Here is an 18536-nt window from a genome sequence, read left to right as displayed (position 1 = left end):
TCGCGATGTCCGCATGCCGCACCAGGTCTTCCATCGTGTTGCCGTCATCCGGGTAGATGGCAATGCCGATGCTGGCCGTCAAATGAACGTCGCGGCCATCGAGGTCGAACGGCTGCTCCAGCGCCCACAGGAACTTCTTCGCGATGCCGGCCGCATCCTTTTGCGAGCGGGTATCCGGCAGAAGCAACGTAAACTCATCGCCGCCCACGCGGGCCAGCGTATCGCCTCCGCGCAGCTGCTTGCGCATGCGCATCGCCACCTGCTGCAGCAGCTGGTCGCCCTTGTGGTGCCCGAGCGTGTCGTTGATCAGCTTGAAGCCGTCGAGATCGACGAACATCACCGCCAGCGAGCTGCCGTTGCGGCTCGCATGGATGACGGCGAGGTCGAGCCTGTCCTTGAACAGGGCGCGGTTCGGCAGGTCGGTCAGCACATCGTGATATGCCTGGTAGGAGATGCGCTGCTCGGCGCGCTTGAGTTCGGTGATATCGCGCGCCACGCCGAAGGTGCCGAACAGCTCCTTGCGGTTCTTCTCCTCGTCGAAGGCATACAGCGCCGTCGAATTGAATGAGATCGTCAGCACCGTGTTTTCGAAATAGCGCTGTTCGGCCAATGCATTGCTGGACTTGAGCCGCAGCTCGACGTTGCGCGACGCCCGGTCTCCAACCCGCCGCTCCTGGAATACGTAACGCGCCTTTTCCAGATCTTCTTCATGCATGATCCGCGAATAATGGGAGCCGACCAGTTCCTCGCGCTCGAAGCCGAGCAACTGCTGCGCGCGATCGTTCACATAGGTGAAGTTGCCTTCGGGATCGAGCGTGTAGATGATGTCCGGCAGGCTGTCCATGAGATAGCGGTACAGTCGCTCGGAACATTCGAGCTGGTACTGCATCTCGCGCCGCTCCGCTTCCATCTGCCGCTTCTGCACCGCCTGCGCCACGCTGTTGAGCAGCTCCTCTGGACGGAACGGCTTGCGCAGGTAGTTGTACGCACCGCGCTTGATCGCGCCGATGGCTGCATCGATATCGCGTTCGCCGCTGACGACGATGACGGTGACGTCGATGCCCTTCTCGGCGATCAGGTCCATCGCTCCATGGCCGTCGAGTCCGGGCATGCGCAGGTCGAGCAGCACGAGGTCATAGTCTGCGGCACAGAGACGTTCCAGTGCCTCGAACGCCGAATGCACCACCTCCAGCCGGTAGTTGAACACGGACAGCAGGGCCTGCACGGAACGGGCCATTCGCACGTCGTCATCGACGATGAGGATGCGCGGCGCGGCGGGTACGGTCTTGACCGGTGTTCCTCGCAGTGCCGTAGCCATGGCGGTTGGTGTCGGTATCTGGACCATGGGAACCTTGCTTTAACGCGCGGCGGCGCGAGGGTTGGGGGATGGGGAAGACAAGGGAAGCAGCAATTCGAATACGGTGCCGTTTCCGCTGTTGCAGTGAATGTGCCCTCCCATTTTCGTCACCAGGCTGTGAACGATCGACAGGCCGATGCCCTTGTGGTCGGCGCCCTTCTGCGTGCGCACCGGCTTGAACAGGCGCGCCATTACGTCGGCGGGTATGCCCGGCCCGTTGTCCTTGACGCTCAGCGATGCATACTGGCGGCCATCCTGGCTGGTCACGCCTTGATAGCTGATGTCGATGCGGCCTTTGCCGTCCAATGCCTCGATGGCATTTTTCAGCAGGTTGAGAAAGATCTGTTTCAGCGCGCCCGGGTCGCAGGCCACCTGCACCGTCGGCGCCATCCTGTGCAGCGCGATGCTGACGGACGCCGGTGCGAACTCGGAGTCGCACAGCAGGTTCACGACATCGGTCACCGTTTCCGCGAGATCGGCCGACTTCGCCTGGGGAGCGGGTTCCAGTTCGGCGAAGCTTTCCACCAGCTGGGTGACGCGGTCGATCTCCTCCTGCAGCATCCCGATTTCGGATTCGACCGATTCCTTCCGCGAGATTTTCCGGTCAAGCACCGTCAGGTAATTGCGGATGATCGAAAGCGGATTATTGACTTCATGCACGATCGCGCGGGCCGCCGTGCGGTACTCCTCGACGGCCGCCTCCGCCTCGGGCGATTTCCGGACGACGGTTCGCTTGACCCTGATGAGCGCCTTGTTGGCGTGCTCGCCGAAGATGCGCAGCAGCTGGGTCCTGTTCTTGAGCGCGGGGATGTCTGCCTCATTCACCGCGGCAATCATGACGCCGGAATAGGTATGCCCTTCCGCGAGAGGAACGACGACGATGGTCCGCGTATCCAGCAGCCGGCACAACTGTTCGTCGAAGATGCTTGCGCCGGCCGATGCGGCGGACAGGAACATGACCTGCTTGCGCAGCAGCGCGTCGGTGATGCGTCCCTGCGGAGACAGGGGCATGCTGAATTCGGACAGCATGAGCGCGGCTGCATCGCCGCCCGCGCTGCGCAGCAGTCGCCCGGGCTTGTCGACGGTGAAGGACACCGCCTGCCCGAATCCGAAGAGGACGCAGGCCGACCGGGTAAGCGCGTCATACACGCTCGTCTTTTCATCGATCGCGCCGAAGGTCTGCGACAGTGCGCTTGCCAGCACCATGTCCTGCATGTGCGCGGCGATGGCGGCGCGCGCCGGTTGTGCCTGCCCCTCCGGGGCGATCAGGCGAAGCGGGCTGCTCTCGACGGCGGCAATATCAAAGCCGACATGCTCGCTGAGCTTTCCTGATTCCGTCCTCGTGGTGCGTTCGATGGTCTCCAGGTGTTCGGGGCGCAATCCGCACAAAGCCGCCACTGCCATGATCCGTGCATCATTGCGCGGGCGCGCGGCGATCTGGTCGGCCAGCGCGACGATGCGCAGCAGCGGATGGGTGGCCTGCAGCTTGGCTTCGCTCTCATGGTGGTAGCGAATGCTGTCGGCGATGAAGGAATCGAATTTCCATTGCTCCGCCACCCAGGCGCCCGCCTGCCCGTGCGTCATGCCCATGAACAGGGTTTCGCTGCCGGCCAGCGCCTCGTCCTCATCGCCCAGCAACTGGCTGACGCGATCAGGGGGCGCGGCTCCCAGCAGAACGAGACGGCCGACGTCGTGCAGCAGTCCGGCGAGATAAGCCTCCTCGGTGCGGGCATAGCCGAGCCGCACGGCGATCTCCCGGGCGGCCACGGCGGCCGCCAGCGAATGCGCCCAGAACGGACGCAGGTCGTAGACCGACAGGCCGGGAACGTCGTCGAAGGCATTCAGCACCGACTCGCTGATGACGATCGTCCTGACCATGTTCATGCCGATCGTCAGCAGCGACTGTTCCAGGCTCAGCACCGTGCGGCCCCGCCGGTACATCGGGCCGCTGGCGACATCGAGGATACGGATGGTCATCGCCGGATCGCGCCGGATCACGGCGGCGACTTCCGGCATGCCGGCATTGTCCTGGCGGGAGAGTTCGAGCAACTGGGCCAGAACTTGGGGAATGGCAGGAAGACGGACCTTCTTGAGGCGCTCGAAGATGGACAGCTCATCGACGGCGTTCATGGCGGTGGCGCTGTATCAGCAGGGAAGGCCGGTACCGCCGGCACGGCAACCGGCAGCCATGGCCGGAATCGATGCGCGCTTGGTCGCCATTTCCCTGTCTCCCTGAGAGTATTTGATTATTGACAAGAATAATAGCATTGATATTTGACCAAGGTCACGCGCGCTCGCGCCGGGCTTCGAGCCTTGGGCCGCACCCGGCCTGGCTTCCGGGCCGACTATATGACACGCCGGTTACCGGCCTGTGACATGCGTTCCCGGAAGCGGGAACGGAAGAGCCGGCCTGCTCGTCCGCCATGGACGGCGGACGAAGGCGGGGAAATGGAAGGAGGTGACGGGGACGCGAAACGCGCCGGCCCGGTCGTTACTTCGCCGTCGCCGGGCCGGGGAAGGCGCGGTTCCAGGTCGGGCTGATGGTGATTTCGTTGACGCAGGCATGGGCCGGCATTTCGGCGACGAAGCGGATGGCGCGCCCAAGTTCTTCGGGCTGCAGCATGCGCGCCCGCTCCTCGGGCGTCGGCGGCACCGGGCGCTTGTCCATGATCGGCGTCGCCACTTCGGCCGGACAGATCACGCAGGCGCGAATCCCGTTCACGCACTCTTCCATGTTGAGGCTCTCGGTCATCGCCACGACGGCATGCTTGGCCGCACTGTAGGCGGGTCCGGTGATGGCGGAGGTGTACTTTCCGGCCCAGGATGAAATATTGATGATGAGCCCGTCCCGCCGCTCGCGCATCGACGGCAGGACGGCGGCGATGCAGTAATAGCTGCCGTCGAGGTTGATGCGGACGACATCGTTCCATCCGCTCGTCGTCTGATCCTTCCAGTACCGGTTCGGCACATTTAGGCCGGCGCTGTTGACGAGGATGTCGACCGCGCCATGACGCTGGAGGATGGACCGGGCAGCCTGCGCCACCGCGTCGGCGTCGGTCACATCGAGCGCCATCGCCTCCGCCTTGCCGCCACTGCTTGCGATGGCCGCAGCTTCCTTCCCGACGAGTTCGGCGCGGCGGCCGGACAGCACGACCGTTGCGCCGGCGGCGGCGAGCGCCTGCGCACCCGCCAGTCCGATGCCCGAACCTGCACCTGTGATCCAGGCGATCTTTCCTGCCAGCTCGCTCATGTCTTCGTCCTTATCTGTCGCGCCTGCCGGAAATGCTGCACCGGCAGGCTGCGATGGTTCTACTGCTTCTTCGCGATGAAACCGCCCACCACGGTAGCGCCGGTGGCGGAGTTGGACAGTTGCAGCGCGCCGGCGAGTTCGGCCGGACCGGCGGTTGCGGTGCCCGGTGCGACGACCGGTCCGAAATACCGGCCGCTGAGGCCGCCGGTAAGCGCGCCGCTGCTGATGACGCCGGTCATGTAATTGGCGACGTTCTGCCCTACCGCTCCCATCGCGATCGTGGTGTTGAAGGAGATCGGCAGCAGAGCGCCGTTCTCCTCGCTGCGCACGCCGAAGACTTCGACTGTCACCTGCCGCGTCGCGAAGTTCGGCGTCACCGCCGCGGTGCCGCGGAACGGCGTCGGCTCATCGGTCGCATTCGGCGCATACCAGCCATGGACGGATCCGTTGTAGCGGACGGAACCGGTGGTCGGCACGGTCGACGGATCGGAGACCGCGCCGAATGCGACGAGTCCGCGGCGGTTCTTGTTGTGCTCAAGCGCGCCGGACCCGGCGGTCCATTCGACGATCTGCACCGTATCCTGGGTGAACCAGCTCGCCAGGTTGCCGTACTGCATACCCCGGTTGTTGAATTCCCGGTAGCCCTTCGAGCCCGGGAACGGGACGCCGGGGCCGGTACCGCCGGGCACGCCGTCGCCGGCATGCATGTCGCCGTCGCCGTGCAGGCGGTAGCCGAAGGTCATGTCCGGGTTGGTGCCGCCGCTGCGCCAGTCACCGGCGGCGAATTGCAGTCCCGGCGTTTCGGCGGTCAGGCAGTTCGAACTGCCGCAGCGCGTCGGCTCGTTGCGGGGGAAATAGCGGTTGTTGGCATAGTTGGCCTGCGTGCCGGACGGCCCGACGACCGACGCATCGTAGAAACCGAAGTCCGAACTCTGCGGCAGCGCCACCTGTGTGAATGCGCCGGCGGAATTCAATACCGTGCGTCCCCGGGTGGGATCGAAGACATCGACGATGACCGGCCGCTCCGTCCTGCCGTCCCAGGTCAATCCCAGGTTCCGCAGGATCAGCGCCTTGGCGGTCAGCCTGCCGCCGCCGTCCTTGGCGACACGTATTTCGGCGATGCCGCCCGATGCCGGCGCGAGGCCGAATGCCCTGGTTGCATCCACATTGGGGACCACCATGTCGCTGGTGGACCGGCCATAGACCTGGACGCCGGAACGGGTCAGTGCGACGCCGTTGTCCACGCGCAGGATCGTCTCGCCGCTGCACTGGAAGGACGCGCCATCGACGCAGGACATCGTCATAGGCCCGGATACGGGAGCCGGTGTGCCGCCCGGAGAAGGCGAAGGCGAAGGCGATGGTGATGGGGACGGCGAAGGCGATGGTGACGGAGCGGGCGATGCGGCAACTTCACAGATCTTGTCGGCGCCGGGCAGCGGATCGCCGAATACGTCGTTGGAGCAGCTGATCGAATTGGTCGCTGTCCGCGTTGCATAAGTGCCGTTCAAACCGTAGCGAACCTGCTGCGTGCCGCTGAACGTGCAGACACCGTATTCATCGGCGCATTTTGTCCATGTTGCGGGCGACGGCGTCGGCGTTGGTGTTGGTGTTGGCGTTGGTGTTGGTGTCGGCGTTGGTGTTGGTGTCGGTGTCGGTGTCGGCGTGGGTGTCGGTGTCGGTGTCGGCGTTGGTGTTGGCGCTGGCGTCGCAGCGGCGACTTCGCAGATCTTGTCGGCGCCTGGCAGCGGATCGCCGAAGACTTCATTCGAGCAGCTTATCGAGCCTGTCGCGGTGCGGGTCGCGTAGGTGCCGTTCAATCCGTAACGGACCTGCTGCGTACCTGTAAAGGTGCAGACGCCGTATTCGTCGGCGCACTTCGTCCATGATGCGGGCGACGGTGTTGGCGTCGGTGCCGGCGCGGGAGCAGGTGTGGGTGTCGGCGCGGGAGCCGGGGCAGGCGTCGGACTTGGCGTCGCCCTCGGCACCGCAACTTCGCAGATCTTGTCCGCGCCGGGCAGCGGATCGCCGAACACATCGTTATTGCAGCCGATCGAATTGGTCGCGGTCCGCTCGGCATAGATGCCGTTCAGGCCATAGCGCACATGTGTCGTGCCGGTGAAGGAGCAGACACCGTATTCATCCGCGCACTTGACCCAGTCGGAAGGCACCGGCTCCGAACTGTGGCCAAGGGCGAATGACTTTCCGGCGTTCGACGCGTCACCGCCTCCGCCGCAAGCGCTCAATGCACTGATCAGGGTTAGTAACAATCCGCTTCCAACAGGCGAGCGCCAATTTTTCATATGAATTCCCCGGTCCGTGCATAAAAGGTGATTCATCTTACAAACAGCCTGTTGTGTGCAATTGATAGCTATCAACCTCTTACGTGAGCATGTTCAGAAGGATGCAGAGAAATTCCGCACGACATTTTTCTCCGGAAAATTTCTTTCCTCAAGGATCGGAAATGCCCCTATTTGCATGTCGAAGCGAAAAAATGCTTTTACCGGAACGAGCGTGCGCCCGCATCGGCATGCATTGCCGAGAGTGCGTCGATGAACGCCCTGACGCGTGCAGGCATCAATCGGTTACCGGGCCAGATCACATTGATCGGCAATGGCGGCGGCCGGAAGGCGGGCAACACCTCCACGAGCGTGCCATTCATGAGTTCGTCGGCCGCCATGTAGTCCGGCACCTGCGCAAGGCCGGCGCCCTGCCCTGCCGCCCGCACCATTCCCTCGCCGTCGTCGAGCATGATGCGATGCGCCGGATGCAGATCGAGCGGATTGCCCTTGACGCTGAACTGCACCGGCCGGCCACGCCCCGACGTCGGATTGCGGAACACGATGAAGTGATGCGGTCCCAGCCGCGCGGGATGGTCGGGCGTCCCGTGTCGTTCGAGATAGCGCGGGCTGGCGCAGAGGACCAGATGCTGCACACCGATCTGCCTGCTTGCCAGCCGCGAGTCCTCCAGGGGCATGATGCGGATGGCCGCATCCATGCGGTCCTTGATCAGGTCGCACACCTGGTCCGTCAGCCGGACGTCTGCCGTCATGCCGGGATGGCGCAGCAGCAGATCCGCCACCACCGGCAGCACCGTCCGCTTGCCATAGGCGATCGGCACATTGATGCGTAACTCGCCGCGCGGCTCGCCACCCGCGCCCGCGGCAAGGGCTTCCAGTTCGTCGATATCGGCCAAAATTTTTTCGCAGCGCGCGAACAGCGCTTCGCCGTCGGAAGTCAACGCAACCTGCCGCGTGGTGCGATGGAACAGCTTGATGCCAAGCTGTTCCTCCAGCCTGACGATGCGCTTGGCTACGGTGGATGGCGTGACGCCGAGCTCCCGTCCTGCCTGGGCGAAGCTGCCGTGCCGGGCGGCGCAGGCAAAGGCGAAGAACTGGCTGAATCCGCTCATGAGGGCCTCCGGTATTAAGGAATATTTTTCCTCAATGTTATGCCATTCATGGCTATTCCGGAATTGCCGGCAACCGCCGATACTGCACTGCATCCGTCGTCGGGACGACACTTTCAACCACAAGGAGAGATGACATGCATGTGCTTTCAAACCAGATACCCGGCCCGAGCGGGATTCCCGGGATCGACCACGCCACGCTGGCAGGCAGCGCCGAGGGCCTGCGCCGCATTTCAGTCTGGCAGCAATCGGTGGCGCCGGGCGGGGCCACGCCGCCGCACCGGCATGACTGCGAGGAAGTGGTGATGTGCAATGCCGGAGAAGGCGAACTGCATATTGGAGGAAAGGTCGAGCGCTTCGGCCCGAATACGACGGTGGTGATTCCCGCCAACGCCGATCATCAAATCATCAGCGTCGGCAGGGAACCCCTGCAGTTCGTCGCGGTGTTTTCCATGAGCCCGGTGCTGGCGCATTTCCCGGACGGGCAATCGATTGACTTGCCCTGGAAGTCATAGCCGACAACTTCCGCCGGACATGCGGCTGCTCTAGCCCACCCGGAAGACCGACACCGCGTCCACCAGACCCTTGGCATGCTTCGCGATCTCGCCTGCCGATGTCGCGCTCTGGTGGGCCAGCGCGGCGTGCCGCTGGGTGGCCTGGTCGAGTTCCGACAGCGACCGGTTGATGTGGCCGACGCCGGAGGATTGCTCATGCGATGCAGCCGCGATGTTGCCGACCAGGGTGGTGACGTTGCGGATCCGGGTGACGATCTCTTCCATGGTATGGCCGGCATTGTTGACCAGACTGGAGCCTTCGTTCACCTGCGAAACGCTCTGCTGGATGAGCTGGCGCACTTCCGCCGAGGATTGCGCGGTGCGTTGTGCCAGGCTGCGCACCTCGGCGGCCACCACCGCGAAGCCGCGCCCCTGCTCGCCCGCCCGCGCCGCCTCCACCGCGGCATTCAGGGCAAGGATGTTGGTCTGGAAGGCGATGCTGTCGATCACCGCGATGATCTCGGTGATCTTCTTGCTGGATTCCGTGATGCCGGACATGGTCGTGATCACGCGTGACACCACCTGCCCGCCGCTCTCCGCGCTGCGGCTGGTCTCCGCCGCCAGCCGGCTCGCCTCGTTCGCGCTTTCCGCGTTGTTGCCCACCGTCGCCGTGATCTCCTCCATCGAGGAGGCGGTACGGCGCAGCTGGTCGGCCTGGCTTTCGGTGTCGCTCGACAGGTCGCGTGCGCCGTCGGCAATGTCGGCGGTCGCCCGCTGCAGCACGAATGCGCCGTCGCGTACGTCGGCGACGGTTGCGCGGATATTGATCGCCACCTGCGACAGCGCCCGGGTGACCGCACCGATCTCGTCGCTGCGGGTACTATCGATGTGCGACTGCAAATCGCATGCGGCGATCCGGTTGGCGAATGCCGATGCCTGGCGCAGTGGCCGGACGATGGAGCGCGACAGATACAAGCCGGCGCCGGCGGTGATGCCGACGTAGGCGGCGAGGAAAGCCCAGAAGCCGGTGGTCGGGCCGGTGGTGAAGGCGGCAGCGAAAGCCACGCCGGTCAGGTTGACCGCCGCCAGCGATGCCCACAACGGTCCGTTCAGGCCCAATGCGCGGAAGCGCTGGCTGACACGGTCCCATGGCGTCAGCCGCACGACCTCCCCGAAACGCACCGTCAGGCGCTTGTCGCCTTCGCGCATGCGCTTGTACAGCGGTTCGATGGCATTGACTTCCTCGCGCGACACAGCCCGGTGCGCCATGAGGCTGCCGGTGAAATTCCGGTTTGCATCGAACAGCGGCATGATGTTCAGCCGCACCCAGTAATAGTCACCGTTCTTGCGCCGGTTCTTGATGATCCCGGTCCATGGCTGCTTGCGCTTGATGGTCCAGGTCATGTCCGCAAACACCTGCATCGGCGTGTCCGGATGGACCATCTTGCCGCTGGGGGTGCCCTTCAGTTCTTCCCACTCGTAACCGCTGGCCTCGAGATAGGCCGGGTTGGCGTAGAGAAATTTGCTGTCCTTGTCGCCCTGCAGGACAAGAATGGATGACGGTTCCACCCGGTATTCGGTGGACGAATGCTTGTTGTCGCTCATGGGTCTCCTCTGTTGGAATTGTTTTATGGCAACACTGTCAGCATATCGCATTTCCCCCGCAGGAAATAAAAGCGTCCCTGCATGTGTTGCTTTAAGGAATAGCCGGTGTCCGGAATTGTCTTACAGTCCTCTCGATTGCCTCATCGCCCGCCCCTCTCAACGGTTGACGAAACGCCAGGAATGAAGCCGCCTCCTGATATTTTTTCTGCACCCGCGGACTTTTGTGGTTAGGACTACAATGCTTGCTTTTGTGCAATATTGCGTGTAATTGTGTCCCTGAACGGATGTTCCGGCATCAATCGGGACGCTTTTTCCCTCGCAGCAACGTTACGAAAGACGTGTTGCGAAAACCGGGGCAAAAGGCAATCTCTGGCGATGCGGGAAACGTCCTGTCGAACAGGTTTTGTCATTTGAATCACTTCAACCCGAAGACCGCGCTGGTCCGAAAATTAATTACCAATGAAATACTTTCTAGCAATCGCCTCCTTTCTCTTCGCCGTGAATAGTCAGGCGCAGCAAATGCAGAGTCCAATGCCCAGTTATGTTGTGCCCCCAAGCCCGGTTTATCTTCCGGTGTCCCAGAGGCAGAATGAAGAGGGACTGGTGATGGTGCGTGTACTGATCAATGTGAGCGGCGAAGTCGAAGGGGTTGGATTACACAAATCGAGCGGATTTTCGCGTCTGGATGATTCGGCACTGGCGGCGGTTGCAAAGGCGAAATTCCAGCCTTTCCGTTCCAGCAGCGCAGCACCGCGGGCCACCTTCCTGGTGCCGGTCCAGTTCCAGCTGGACCCGCCACTTCCACCGGCCGGCGAGAGCCAATGAATGACATGACCAAGGCGTTCAAACCCTGACATCCAGACCATGAACATCATCAAACTGGCCATTCTCCTGGCAATCTGTTTTTTCGGATATCAGCAATGGGAGAGAGATCACAAAGACGCATCCGCAGGTATGTTCGGAAATGATTCGGAAAGGGAGTCAGGCACCGGATTCGTGACGCTGCCGCCGTTTGATGGCGCACAGGGAAAGCAGGTTGTCATATTCGCGCCTGAAAACTGCCCGGAAGATGGCGCAAGAAGAGCGGATGATCTGGCCAGCCAGCTGTCGAGAATGGGCATACCCGTTGTCCGTTCGCAGCATGCCAATTTCAGCCTTACCGACTCTTCAGCGGCCAATAAGGTGATGGCCGTGATGAATGGAGAAATTCCCATCGTCTTTGTAAAGGGAAGAGCGAAAGCGAACCCCAGTGTTGATGAAGTTATCGCGGAATATTCCGCATCTGCGCTCTAAGTACCAGGCCTCATTTCATCGATAGCGGCTTGCCGTCCCCGCGAAGTTCGAACGTCAGGAACCGGCCCTACTGCCGCCGGCCCCGGGTGCGAATGATCAGGCCGGGCGCAGGCAGAAGCGGACAGTCGCTGAAAACCGTCCTTTCAGCTATTCCCGGGTTCACTTGCCGTACTGTTCATCGCTGACCTTTTCCAGCCACTCCACGACTTTTCCGTTAAGACTTTCCTGGACAGCGATATGAGTCATTGCTTTGGACAGTGAAGCGCCATGCCAATGCTTTTGCCCGGCAGGGATCCAAACCACATCACCGGGCCTGATCTCCTCTACAGGGCGGCCCCATTGCTGCACTCGGCCGACGCCTGCGGTCAGATATGCCATCGAAACATCAACGCGACGTATCTTCTTCGGTGGCGATAGCGGATACGGGCCGCACTTCGCGGAGATCGGCCGGAGATTTGAAGGTTTTGATCTGGCCGTATTGGATACGGGGCAGTACGATAGGCGCTGGGCATTTATCCATATGAATCCTGACGAAGCCGCACGTGCCGCCAGGGATCTTCAAAGCAGAAGGATGCTTCCGGCCCACGTGGGGCGCTTTACCCTTGCAAATCATCCTTGGGATGAACCGTTCCGACGGCTTGCCGCATCCAGCGATGCGTCACAAGTCGCGGTACTTACCCCGAAGATTGGTGAGCCACTTTATCTCCAGGAGCAGAATCAGGGGTTTTCCCGTTGGTGGGAAGGTATTGAATAGAAGCTGAATCTGTATATTGGACCTCGTCCGGATGGCCGCTTAGGGTCGTTTTATGCCCGCCAGCTGGTTCCTGCAATGGCTGCTTCCCGGCGGGCACTAGCCCGGAGAGTACTGGAATAATCAGCGGCAAGGCGACAGGAACATATCAAAAATTCTCGAGAGACCTTGCTGCGCACGGTAATGATCAGCAGCGCCTGCGGAATCAGGCATTGGCCGACGGCGGCTTCGCGAGACCTTGTTCCCGGTGATCAGTATTAATGCAATGAGTTCTGAACATTGCTAAAAAAATCGTCCCAAGAAAACGCAAAGCCACCAGTTGAATGGCGGCTTTGCGTTTCAATCATCTGTCGTACCGGGAAGCCCAGCGCCCCGGCACGAAGGTGAAAGCCCCTCTTACTGCACGATCTTCACGAACTTGCCGGGCTCCGTATAGTGCAGCCATGTTCCCGCCAACGGACGCTGCCCGACACCCGGCTTGGTGTAGTCGCACACGCCTTCCGGAAACACCTCGTTCAGTCGCGCCAGTTCCTGTGCGGTGAATGTCACCTTGTAGTCGGCGGGATCGATCGGGCGCAGCTGGCACTTCACGATGTCCGATGCGGCCGGCTCGCCTGCGACGCCGCGCGGATACGAGTATCCCGGATACAGCGTGTTACAGGTCGATGAACCGCGCGTGCCGAGGAACTGCCTTTCCTTGATGAACACCGGTGCGGCGGGGCCGGTTGCGCCGGGCGCCCAGCAGCCGTCGGACAGGTTGGCCGGCTTGTTGCGGATGACCTTGTCGCGGCGCGGCGCATCGGAGGTGTCCTTCGCAATGTTGGCCAGCCACTCATCCATCCTGTCCAGTGCCTGCATGCCGACGAAGGCGGTGTTGATGGAGCCGCCGTTCCACATCACCATGTTGTCCGCGTTGCCGTTCGACTTGATCAGCCGCTCGCGCGTCATGTAGTGGAAGAACTTCAGGTGCAGGTCGCCGGTGGCGAGTTCTTCCGTGTCGAGCTGGTCCCAGTCGATGATCGGCATGGAAGCCAGCCCGCCGTTGCCGAGCATGATGCGGCCCGTTTCGTAGGCATTGGCGATGCCGACCGGGTCGCCCTGGGTGCGCTGCGGCGTGAAGGTGCCGTTGATGTCGTAGCCGCCGATCTTGTCATTCAGGTCGAGGAACTGTTCCTTGGTGATCTTCCCTTCGTTCAGGGCGCCGAGTCCGTACTGCACGCCGACGTTGTCCATCGCGCGGCGCGCATAGCCGGTGTCCGGATCGCGGCCGAACATGTTCACCCCATGGTCCCAATGGGTCGGCCGTGCCCCCATCGGATTGGTCACCGGATCGAATCGCGCCTCCTGCGGCACGACGGCGTTGAACACCGCCGAGGTGTAGCCGTTCGGGCGGTTGGCGATGGTATCGAAGCGGTTGGCCCAGACCGAGTTCTGGTTGTTCACATGGTTGTAGCCCCAATAGCCGGATGCGGATGCCAGCTCCGCCTGCGTCCATGCCGTGCCTTTGTTGAAGTTGAAGTAGTTGTACAGCAGCCGCGCATCGGTGCTGGCCGGGTTGCTTGGGTCGGGGAAGCTGCAGCTTGGAATGATGCCGTCCAGCAGGCCCGGATAGTTGTTGCCGATCATGTACTGCTGCATCGCCGCGCCGGAGCAGCTCCAGCCGATGGTGTAGTTCGGACGGCCGACGGTTTCGATGAAGCGCTCCTTGACCATCATCACGGTTTCGGCGGACAGCACATCGTTGCAGTTGGTGCCAAACACGTTCAGCGATGCCGATGCGAGCCCATAGCCCTGCGAGAGAATGTCATGGTTCAGCACGCCGCCGGTGGTATTGCCCTGGCGATACCAGCCGCCGCCGCATCCGCCGCCGAACGGATACACGAGGCGCTTGTTCCAGCCTTTCGGCGCGGCGGTCGGGTGGATCGCCGATTCGGACTTCGGATCGTGCAGGATCGCGGTCTGGTAGATCGCGCGATTGATCGTCCCGGTTTCGAGGCGCACGATGTAGGGTACCGTCGCGCCGTCCTTGGTGGTCGTCGTGGTCATGTCTGCGGGCGCGGCAGCCTTGCCATCATAGGGCTTGTACGTATTGTCGAGCGCGCGGTAGAGGTAGTGCACCTGCGTCGGCACCGAGCAGTTTTCATCGGTGGCGGTTCCGAGCAGCGGGCCGCCCGGATAAATCCGGAAGGTATCGGTCTGGCAGAAGTAAGGCTTCTGGTGCGGACCGGAAAACACGGGGCCGGTGACCGGATAGTTGGTGAGGTGCAGCTTCCCGCTCGTACCGACCCAGCGGGCCATGATGGTGTTGCCGCCTTCCTTCAATCCGGTGACGAGACCGATCATGTGGCCTTCGTTCATCGGGTCCGGCTTGAAAGCGGCGGACTGGTCCTCGCCATTTACTTCCACCACCAGCGTGCGCCGGCCGTTGGCGTCGGATACTTTCGGCAGCGTCACATCGATCAGTGCATCGCCCCCGGTGACATATTCCGGCGTCGACGACACGAGCCGGACGACGGGCGCGGATGCAGGCGTGCCCTTCGCGTTTTCAACGCGGCTGGCAACGCTGGCCGTGTCGCCGCCGCCGCTGCAGCCGGCGAGTACGACGGCCGCAGCAGTAGCGGTCACCAATGTGAATGCCGCGGCGCTTTTGCCGCGGTTCGGTTTCGGATTCATCTTGTCTCCTTCGGATAGTGCGTTCTTGTGTGGATTCGCGTCGGGTCTCGATTAGGGCATCGAGGCGCTTTTTTTGCAGAATGGACTGCGGCCGGTACAGATGCAGCAGCGCATCATGCATCTGCCCGGATGGAAAGCAGGTGTTGAAAAGACGCCTGCGGATGTTCTGCATCGCAGACATTGCGGAGGCACTGTACTTGCGTTGCCGGAGCAACACGGAAGAGGAAGGATGCCCGGGCACGCCGGTAGTTTTCCGCCTCGTCCGTCTAAAATTTAACTGCCGCCTTCACGCATCGGCTTAAGCAGTATCAAGGAATGGCGCCCGGTTTGTTCTGCGATGCAGAACCACTGCGTTTTTATGCTGCTTCCGCAGGTCATCCGCGCGAAAACTGCCGGAAAATTCGCATATGCGAACAACCCGCTTCCCTGTGACCGGCATCAAACAATTTGTACGTCCGCCGTTCGCAGCCAGCGAACCTCGCTCGCAGGGCGATTGTCAGAATCCCAATATGCAATTGCTGTCCCGCAGGCCACGCCGCATTGTTTGCATTCCGGTATGAACGGGCAATATGTAGCGTCCTATGTCATCTGGCATACACAGGACCAGACCGGCTTTTGCTAAATTCGCAGGTTTTTACTGATTGCCAGGATCCGTTGTTCCGGCGCTCGGCAAACCTGTAAAACTTAATACAAGGATACTGGATGGCAATCGGCAGTAAAGGCGACGAAGGCGGCAGAAAGCCGCTGGAAGTCGAAGGCGGTGGCGACAGCGCCGGGGTAGCGGCAAACGCAGAACTTGAAGGAAACAGTTACCACCCGCTGGGCGGCCCGGGCATCCGGCATTGGCAGGCCAGTTACATTACCCGGCCCGGCCTGGGTGACCGCAGCAGCGTTTTCTTCGCGGCAGTCGAAATGACGCGCATGCCCATGGTGGTCAGCGATCCCAACCTTCCGGACAATCCGATCGTTTTTGTCAACCGCGCTTTCATCGACCTGACGGGATACGAGGAACAGGACGTGCTGGGCCGCAACTGCCGTTTCCTGCAGGGCGAACTGACCGATCCCGACACGGTGGCCGAAATTCGTGCCGGAGTTTCGGAAGGACGGGCCGTCGCGGTGGACATCCTGAACTACAAGGCCGACGGCACGTCGTTCTGGAATGCCCTCTTCATCGGCCCCATCTTCGACGAGCAGGGCAAGCTTCTCTACTTCTTCGCATCGCAGATCGACATCACCCGCCGCCGCATTTCCGAACAGGCGTTCCGCCAGGCCCAGAAAATGGAAGCCATCGGCCAGCTCACCGCCGGCCTGGCGCATGACTTCAATAATTTGCTCCAGGTCGTCACCGGCAACCTCGAAGTCGTCGAGCCGCGGCTTCGCGACGACGAGGTCGCGCTGCAAGCCATCCGGAATGCCCAGCGCGCAGCAGAAAAGGGAGGCAAGTTAACGCAGCAGCTGCTGACTTTCGCCCGCAAGCAGCGTCTGGACCCGAAACGCATCAACCTGAATACCCTGGTGGTCGAATTCAGCGAAATGCTGGTGCGCACCCTGGGCGAAAAAGTGGATCTCCGGCTGGACCTGAAACCGGGCCTGCCTGCCTGCACCATCGATCCCGTGCACATGGAAATGGCGCTGCTGAACGTGCTGATCAATGCGCGCGACGCCATGCCACGCGGCGGCAAGGTGACGGTCGCCACCGCCACCATGCACGAAAAGGACCGCACCGACGCGCATCATGTGCCGGCCGGCACCTATGTCATCCTCTGCGTGATCGACGAGGGCGAAGGCATGGCGCCGGAAGTCGTGCACCGCGCGACCGAACCCTTCTTCACCACCAAGGAACCGGGAACCGGCCTTGGCCTCGCGATGGTCCACGGCTTCGTGCAGCAGTCGCACGGGCGTCTCGAAATCGAAAGCAAGGTCGGCAGGGGCACGGCGGTGCGCATGATCTTCCCGGTCGCAGCCGAACGCGCCGTGCCTCTCAAGCCGGAAGGCATACCGGATCTGATACCCGATCCGCAGATGCGGGTACAAACGATTCTGCTGGTCGAGGACAGCGACGATGTGCGTCAGGTCACTGACGCCTACCTTCGCTCGCAGGGATACCGGGTGCTTACCGCCCACAGCGGCGAATATGCGCTGGAGCTGATCGACCAGTACGGCAAGGTGGATCTGCTGTTCACCGACATCATGATGCCGGGCGGCATGAACGGCCTGATGCTGGTCGAGCGGGTACGGGAGCGCATCCCCGATATTCCGGTCCTCCTGACCACCGGTTACATGGATGAACTCGCCGACAAGGGCATCAATACATCGTCCTTCACCATCCTGACCAAGCCGTACCGCCGCACCGAGCTTTCCGATCGGATCCGGTCCGCACTGAACAAGAACATGGGGTCATCGCCGCGGACGCTGCCCAACTACCGCCATGAAGGCTAGGCCAGGAATGCATCCGCATCTTCTCTCGGTCGATGATGAAATCGACATGACCTCGCTGTTCGAGACGTATTTCGTCGCACTGGGCTATCGCGTGTCGACCGCGCAAGACGGTAACGCGGCGCTTGCCATCGATGAGACGGATCCGGTCGACCTGCTGATCACCGACCTGGCAATGCCGGGCATGCGGGGAGACCAACTCGCGGCGCACTTTCATGAGCGCCGCCCTGACCTGCCCGTCATCATCGTCACCGGCTATGCCGGCAGCGAACGATTCGATAACCGGCGGATAAGCCTTCTTGCCAAGCCGGTGAGCATGGCATTGCTCGGCAAGCGTGTGAGCGACATGCTCAGCGAGGCGGAGAGCACCTGAGGACCGGTCCGCCGGAAGGCGGTTCCCGATGGTCCCGCACGATGTCCGCTTCCGCGATGGGCGGCAAGGAACATTCCCTGAACGAAGGCCGCGGACGCGGCACCGCGGAGCGACGGTGTAAGCTCTCGCCATGGACTCCCTCATTACCGCCTCCGCCCGCGCGCTTGCCGCCGGCGACGCGATCGGCGCCCTCAAGAGGGTCGCTTTGCGCGACGATCCGCCGGCACTCGCCCTGCGCGGCATTGCCATGGCCCAGCTCGGCGAACATCCGCGCGCCAGGGAACTTCTCCGGCGGGCCGCCCGCGGATTCGGCGCCCACGAGGCGCTCGCGCGGGCCCGCTGCATCGTTGCCGAGGCGGAAGTGGCGCTGGCCATGCGCGACTTCGGCGGCACGCCGCGATCGCTGCTGGCCGCATCGGCAACGCTGGAAGCGCACGGCGATCGCGCCAATGTCCTGCATGCCCGCCTTCTCGCGGCACGCCGCCTCCTGCTGCTTGGCCGCCTGGACGAGGCCGCCGCCGTGCTGGCGCGTTTCGATGGACGCGGCTTGCCGCCGTCGCTGACCACAGTGGCCGAACTGACGGCGGCTGAACTTGCGATGCGATCATTGCGGACCGGCGCAGCGCGAACCGCTCTGGCACGTGCACACGAAGCCGCGCACCGCGCATGCGTGCCGGCGCTGCTGGCGGAAGTCGCCGAGGCGCTGGCCATGCTGGATCGCCCTGCCGCCCGGCGTTCCACCGCCGGTGGCGAGCACCTGCTGCGGCTCGACGAGGTCTCGGCGCTCCTGGCCTCGGACGCGCTGGTCGTCGACGCCTGTCGGCGCGGAATGGGTACCGGCGACGCATGGCGGCCGCTGGCGCGCCGGCCGGTGTTGTTCACGCTGGCGCGGGCGCTT

At 62.6% G+C, this 18536-nt stretch carries 14 protein-coding genes and 2 pseudogenes; 8 read left to right on the top strand and 8 right to left on the bottom strand.

Going from position 1 to position 18536, the window contains the following annotated elements; translation table 11 throughout:
• Together VGU61_RS18505 and VGU61_RS18500 are read right to left on the bottom strand one after the other, a co-directional pair.
• The coding region (locus tag VGU61_RS18505; RefSeq protein WP_326860719.1) for a diguanylate cyclase domain-containing protein at positions 1-1318 on the bottom strand (1318 nt) is incomplete at its 3' end.
• 39 nt (positions 1319-1357) lie between these two features.
• Positions 1358-3487, bottom strand: coding sequence for an HDOD domain-containing protein (locus tag VGU61_RS18500; protein ID WP_326860718.1), 2130 nt, complete (start codon positions 3485-3487; stop codon positions 1358-1360).
• Here VGU61_RS18500 and VGU61_RS18495 point away from each other — a divergent pair.
• Positions 3462-3593, top strand: a complete 132-nt coding sequence (locus VGU61_RS18495) for a hypothetical protein (RefSeq protein WP_326860717.1) — start codon at positions 3462-3464, stop codon at positions 3591-3593. The genes VGU61_RS18500 and VGU61_RS18495 overlap by 26 nt on opposite strands.
• A 255-nt stretch (positions 3594-3848) precedes the next feature.
• On the opposite strand, the gene VGU61_RS18490 is transcribed toward VGU61_RS18495, so the two are convergent.
• The 3 genes from VGU61_RS18490 to VGU61_RS18480 form a co-directional block, all read right to left on the bottom strand.
• Positions 3849-4607: an SDR family oxidoreductase gene (locus VGU61_RS18490; RefSeq protein WP_326860716.1), complete on the bottom strand. Its 759-nt coding sequence runs from the start codon at positions 4605-4607 to the stop codon at positions 3849-3851.
• A gap of 59 nt (positions 4608-4666) precedes the next feature.
• Positions 4667-6907 carry a hypothetical protein gene (locus VGU61_RS18485; RefSeq protein WP_326860715.1) on the bottom strand — a complete coding sequence of 747 codons (2241 nt, stop codon included), beginning with the start codon at positions 6905-6907 and terminating at the stop codon, positions 4667-4669.
• 197 nt (positions 6908-7104) lie between these two features.
• Positions 7105-8016, bottom strand: coding sequence for a LysR family transcriptional regulator (locus VGU61_RS18480; protein WP_326860713.1), 912 nt, complete (start codon positions 8014-8016; stop codon positions 7105-7107).
• Between the two features lie 134 nt (positions 8017-8150).
• Between VGU61_RS18480 and VGU61_RS18475 the strand changes: the two genes are divergently transcribed.
• The gene (locus VGU61_RS18475; RefSeq protein WP_326860712.1) at positions 8151-8528 is read left to right on the top strand and encodes a cupin domain-containing protein; all 378 of its coding nucleotides are present in this window, start codon (positions 8151-8153) and stop codon (positions 8526-8528) included.
• A 30-nt stretch (positions 8529-8558) separates the two neighbouring features.
• Here VGU61_RS18475 and VGU61_RS18470 read toward each other — a convergent pair whose 3' ends face one another.
• Positions 8559-10112, bottom strand: coding sequence for a methyl-accepting chemotaxis protein (locus tag VGU61_RS18470; RefSeq protein ID WP_326860711.1), 1554 nt, complete (start codon positions 10110-10112; stop codon positions 8559-8561).
• A gap of 531 nt (positions 10113-10643) precedes the next feature.
• Here VGU61_RS18470 and VGU61_RS18465 point away from each other — a divergent pair.
• Positions 10644-10937 (top strand): energy transducer TonB, encoded by a 294-nt coding sequence (locus VGU61_RS18465; RefSeq protein ID WP_326860710.1) that lies wholly within the window; start codon positions 10644-10646, stop codon positions 10935-10937.
• Positions 10938-10976: 39 nt separating this feature from the next.
• On the top strand, positions 10977-11405 hold the full coding sequence (locus VGU61_RS18460; RefSeq protein ID WP_326860709.1) for a hypothetical protein: 429 nt from the start codon (positions 10977-10979) through the stop codon (positions 11403-11405).
• A gap of 159 nt (positions 11406-11564) precedes the next feature.
• Here the strand turns inward: VGU61_RS18460 and VGU61_RS18455 are convergent.
• Positions 11565-11774 (bottom strand): annotated as a pseudogene (locus VGU61_RS18455) (cupin domain-containing protein); the annotation flags it as partial.
• Between VGU61_RS18455 and VGU61_RS22700 the strand changes: the two are divergent.
• A complete protein-coding gene (locus VGU61_RS22700; RefSeq protein ID WP_414691662.1) occupies positions 11698-12159 on the top strand; it encodes an MBL fold metallo-hydrolase in 462 nt (153 codons plus the stop codon). The pseudogene VGU61_RS18455 and the gene VGU61_RS22700 sit on opposite strands and share 77 nt — an antisense overlap.
• A gap of 393 nt (positions 12160-12552) precedes the next feature.
• On the opposite strand, the gene VGU61_RS18450 is transcribed toward VGU61_RS22700, so the two are convergent.
• The gene (locus tag VGU61_RS18450) at positions 12553-14829 is read right to left on the bottom strand and encodes a DUF6351 family protein (RefSeq protein ID WP_326860707.1); all 2277 of its coding nucleotides are present in this window, start codon (positions 14827-14829) and stop codon (positions 12553-12555) included.
• A gap of 702 nt (positions 14830-15531) precedes the next feature.
• On the opposite strand from VGU61_RS18450, the gene VGU61_RS18445 reads away from it, so the two are divergent.
• The 3 genes and pseudogenes from VGU61_RS18445 to VGU61_RS18435 all read left to right on the top strand — a co-directional run.
• Entirely contained in the window at positions 15532-17268 is a 1737-nt protein-coding gene (locus VGU61_RS18445; RefSeq protein WP_326860706.1) for a histidine kinase famiy protein, read from the top strand.
• 7 nt (positions 17269-17275) lie between these two features.
• Complete coding sequence (locus VGU61_RS18440; protein ID WP_326860705.1) at positions 17276-17638, top strand: response regulator; 363 nt, start codon at positions 17276-17278, stop codon at positions 17636-17638.
• 130 nt (positions 17639-17768) lie between these two features.
• A pseudogene (locus VGU61_RS18435) lies at positions 17769-18536 on the top strand (helix-turn-helix domain-containing protein); the annotation flags it as partial.

The organism is Noviherbaspirillum sp. (assembly GCF_035944575.1).
GTDB lineage: Bacteria > Pseudomonadota > Gammaproteobacteria > Burkholderiales > Burkholderiaceae_D > Noviherbaspirillum.
This window is presented reverse-complemented; position numbering and strand designations above follow the sequence as displayed.

Coding starts and splice junctions, on each gene's coding strand:
- VGU61_RS18465 (WP_326860710.1), top strand. CDS start 10,644: ATGCCCAGTTATGTTGTGCCCCCAAGCCCGGTTTATCTTCCGGTGTCC.
- VGU61_RS18495 (WP_326860717.1), top strand. CDS start 3,462: ATGGACAGCTCATCGACGGCGTTCATGGCGGTGGCGCTGTATCAGCAG.
- VGU61_RS18490 (WP_326860716.1), bottom strand. CDS start 4,607: ATGAGCGAGCTGGCAGGAAAGATCGCCTGGATCACAGGTGCAGGTTCG.
- VGU61_RS18470 (WP_326860711.1), bottom strand. CDS start 10,112: ATGAGCGACAACAAGCATTCGTCCACCGAATACCGGGTGGAACCGTCA.
- VGU61_RS18445 (WP_326860706.1), top strand. CDS start 15,532: ATGGCAATCGGCAGTAAAGGCGACGAAGGCGGCAGAAAGCCGCTGGAA.
- VGU61_RS18450 (WP_326860707.1), bottom strand. CDS start 14,829: ATGAATCCGAAACCGAACCGCGGCAAAAGCGCCGCGGCATTCACATTG.
- VGU61_RS18475 (WP_326860712.1), top strand. CDS start 8,151: ATGCATGTGCTTTCAAACCAGATACCCGGCCCGAGCGGGATTCCCGGG.
- VGU61_RS18500 (WP_326860718.1), bottom strand. CDS start 3,487: ATGAACGCCGTCGATGAGCTGTCCATCTTCGAGCGCCTCAAGAAGGTC.
- VGU61_RS18460 (WP_326860709.1), top strand. CDS start 10,977: ATGAACATCATCAAACTGGCCATTCTCCTGGCAATCTGTTTTTTCGGA.
- VGU61_RS18485 (WP_326860715.1), bottom strand. CDS start 6,907: ATGAAAAATTGGCGCTCGCCTGTTGGAAGCGGATTGTTACTAACCCTG.
- VGU61_RS18440 (WP_326860705.1), top strand. CDS start 17,276: ATGCATCCGCATCTTCTCTCGGTCGATGATGAAATCGACATGACCTCG.
- VGU61_RS18480 (WP_326860713.1), bottom strand. CDS start 8,016: ATGAGCGGATTCAGCCAGTTCTTCGCCTTTGCCTGCGCCGCCCGGCAC.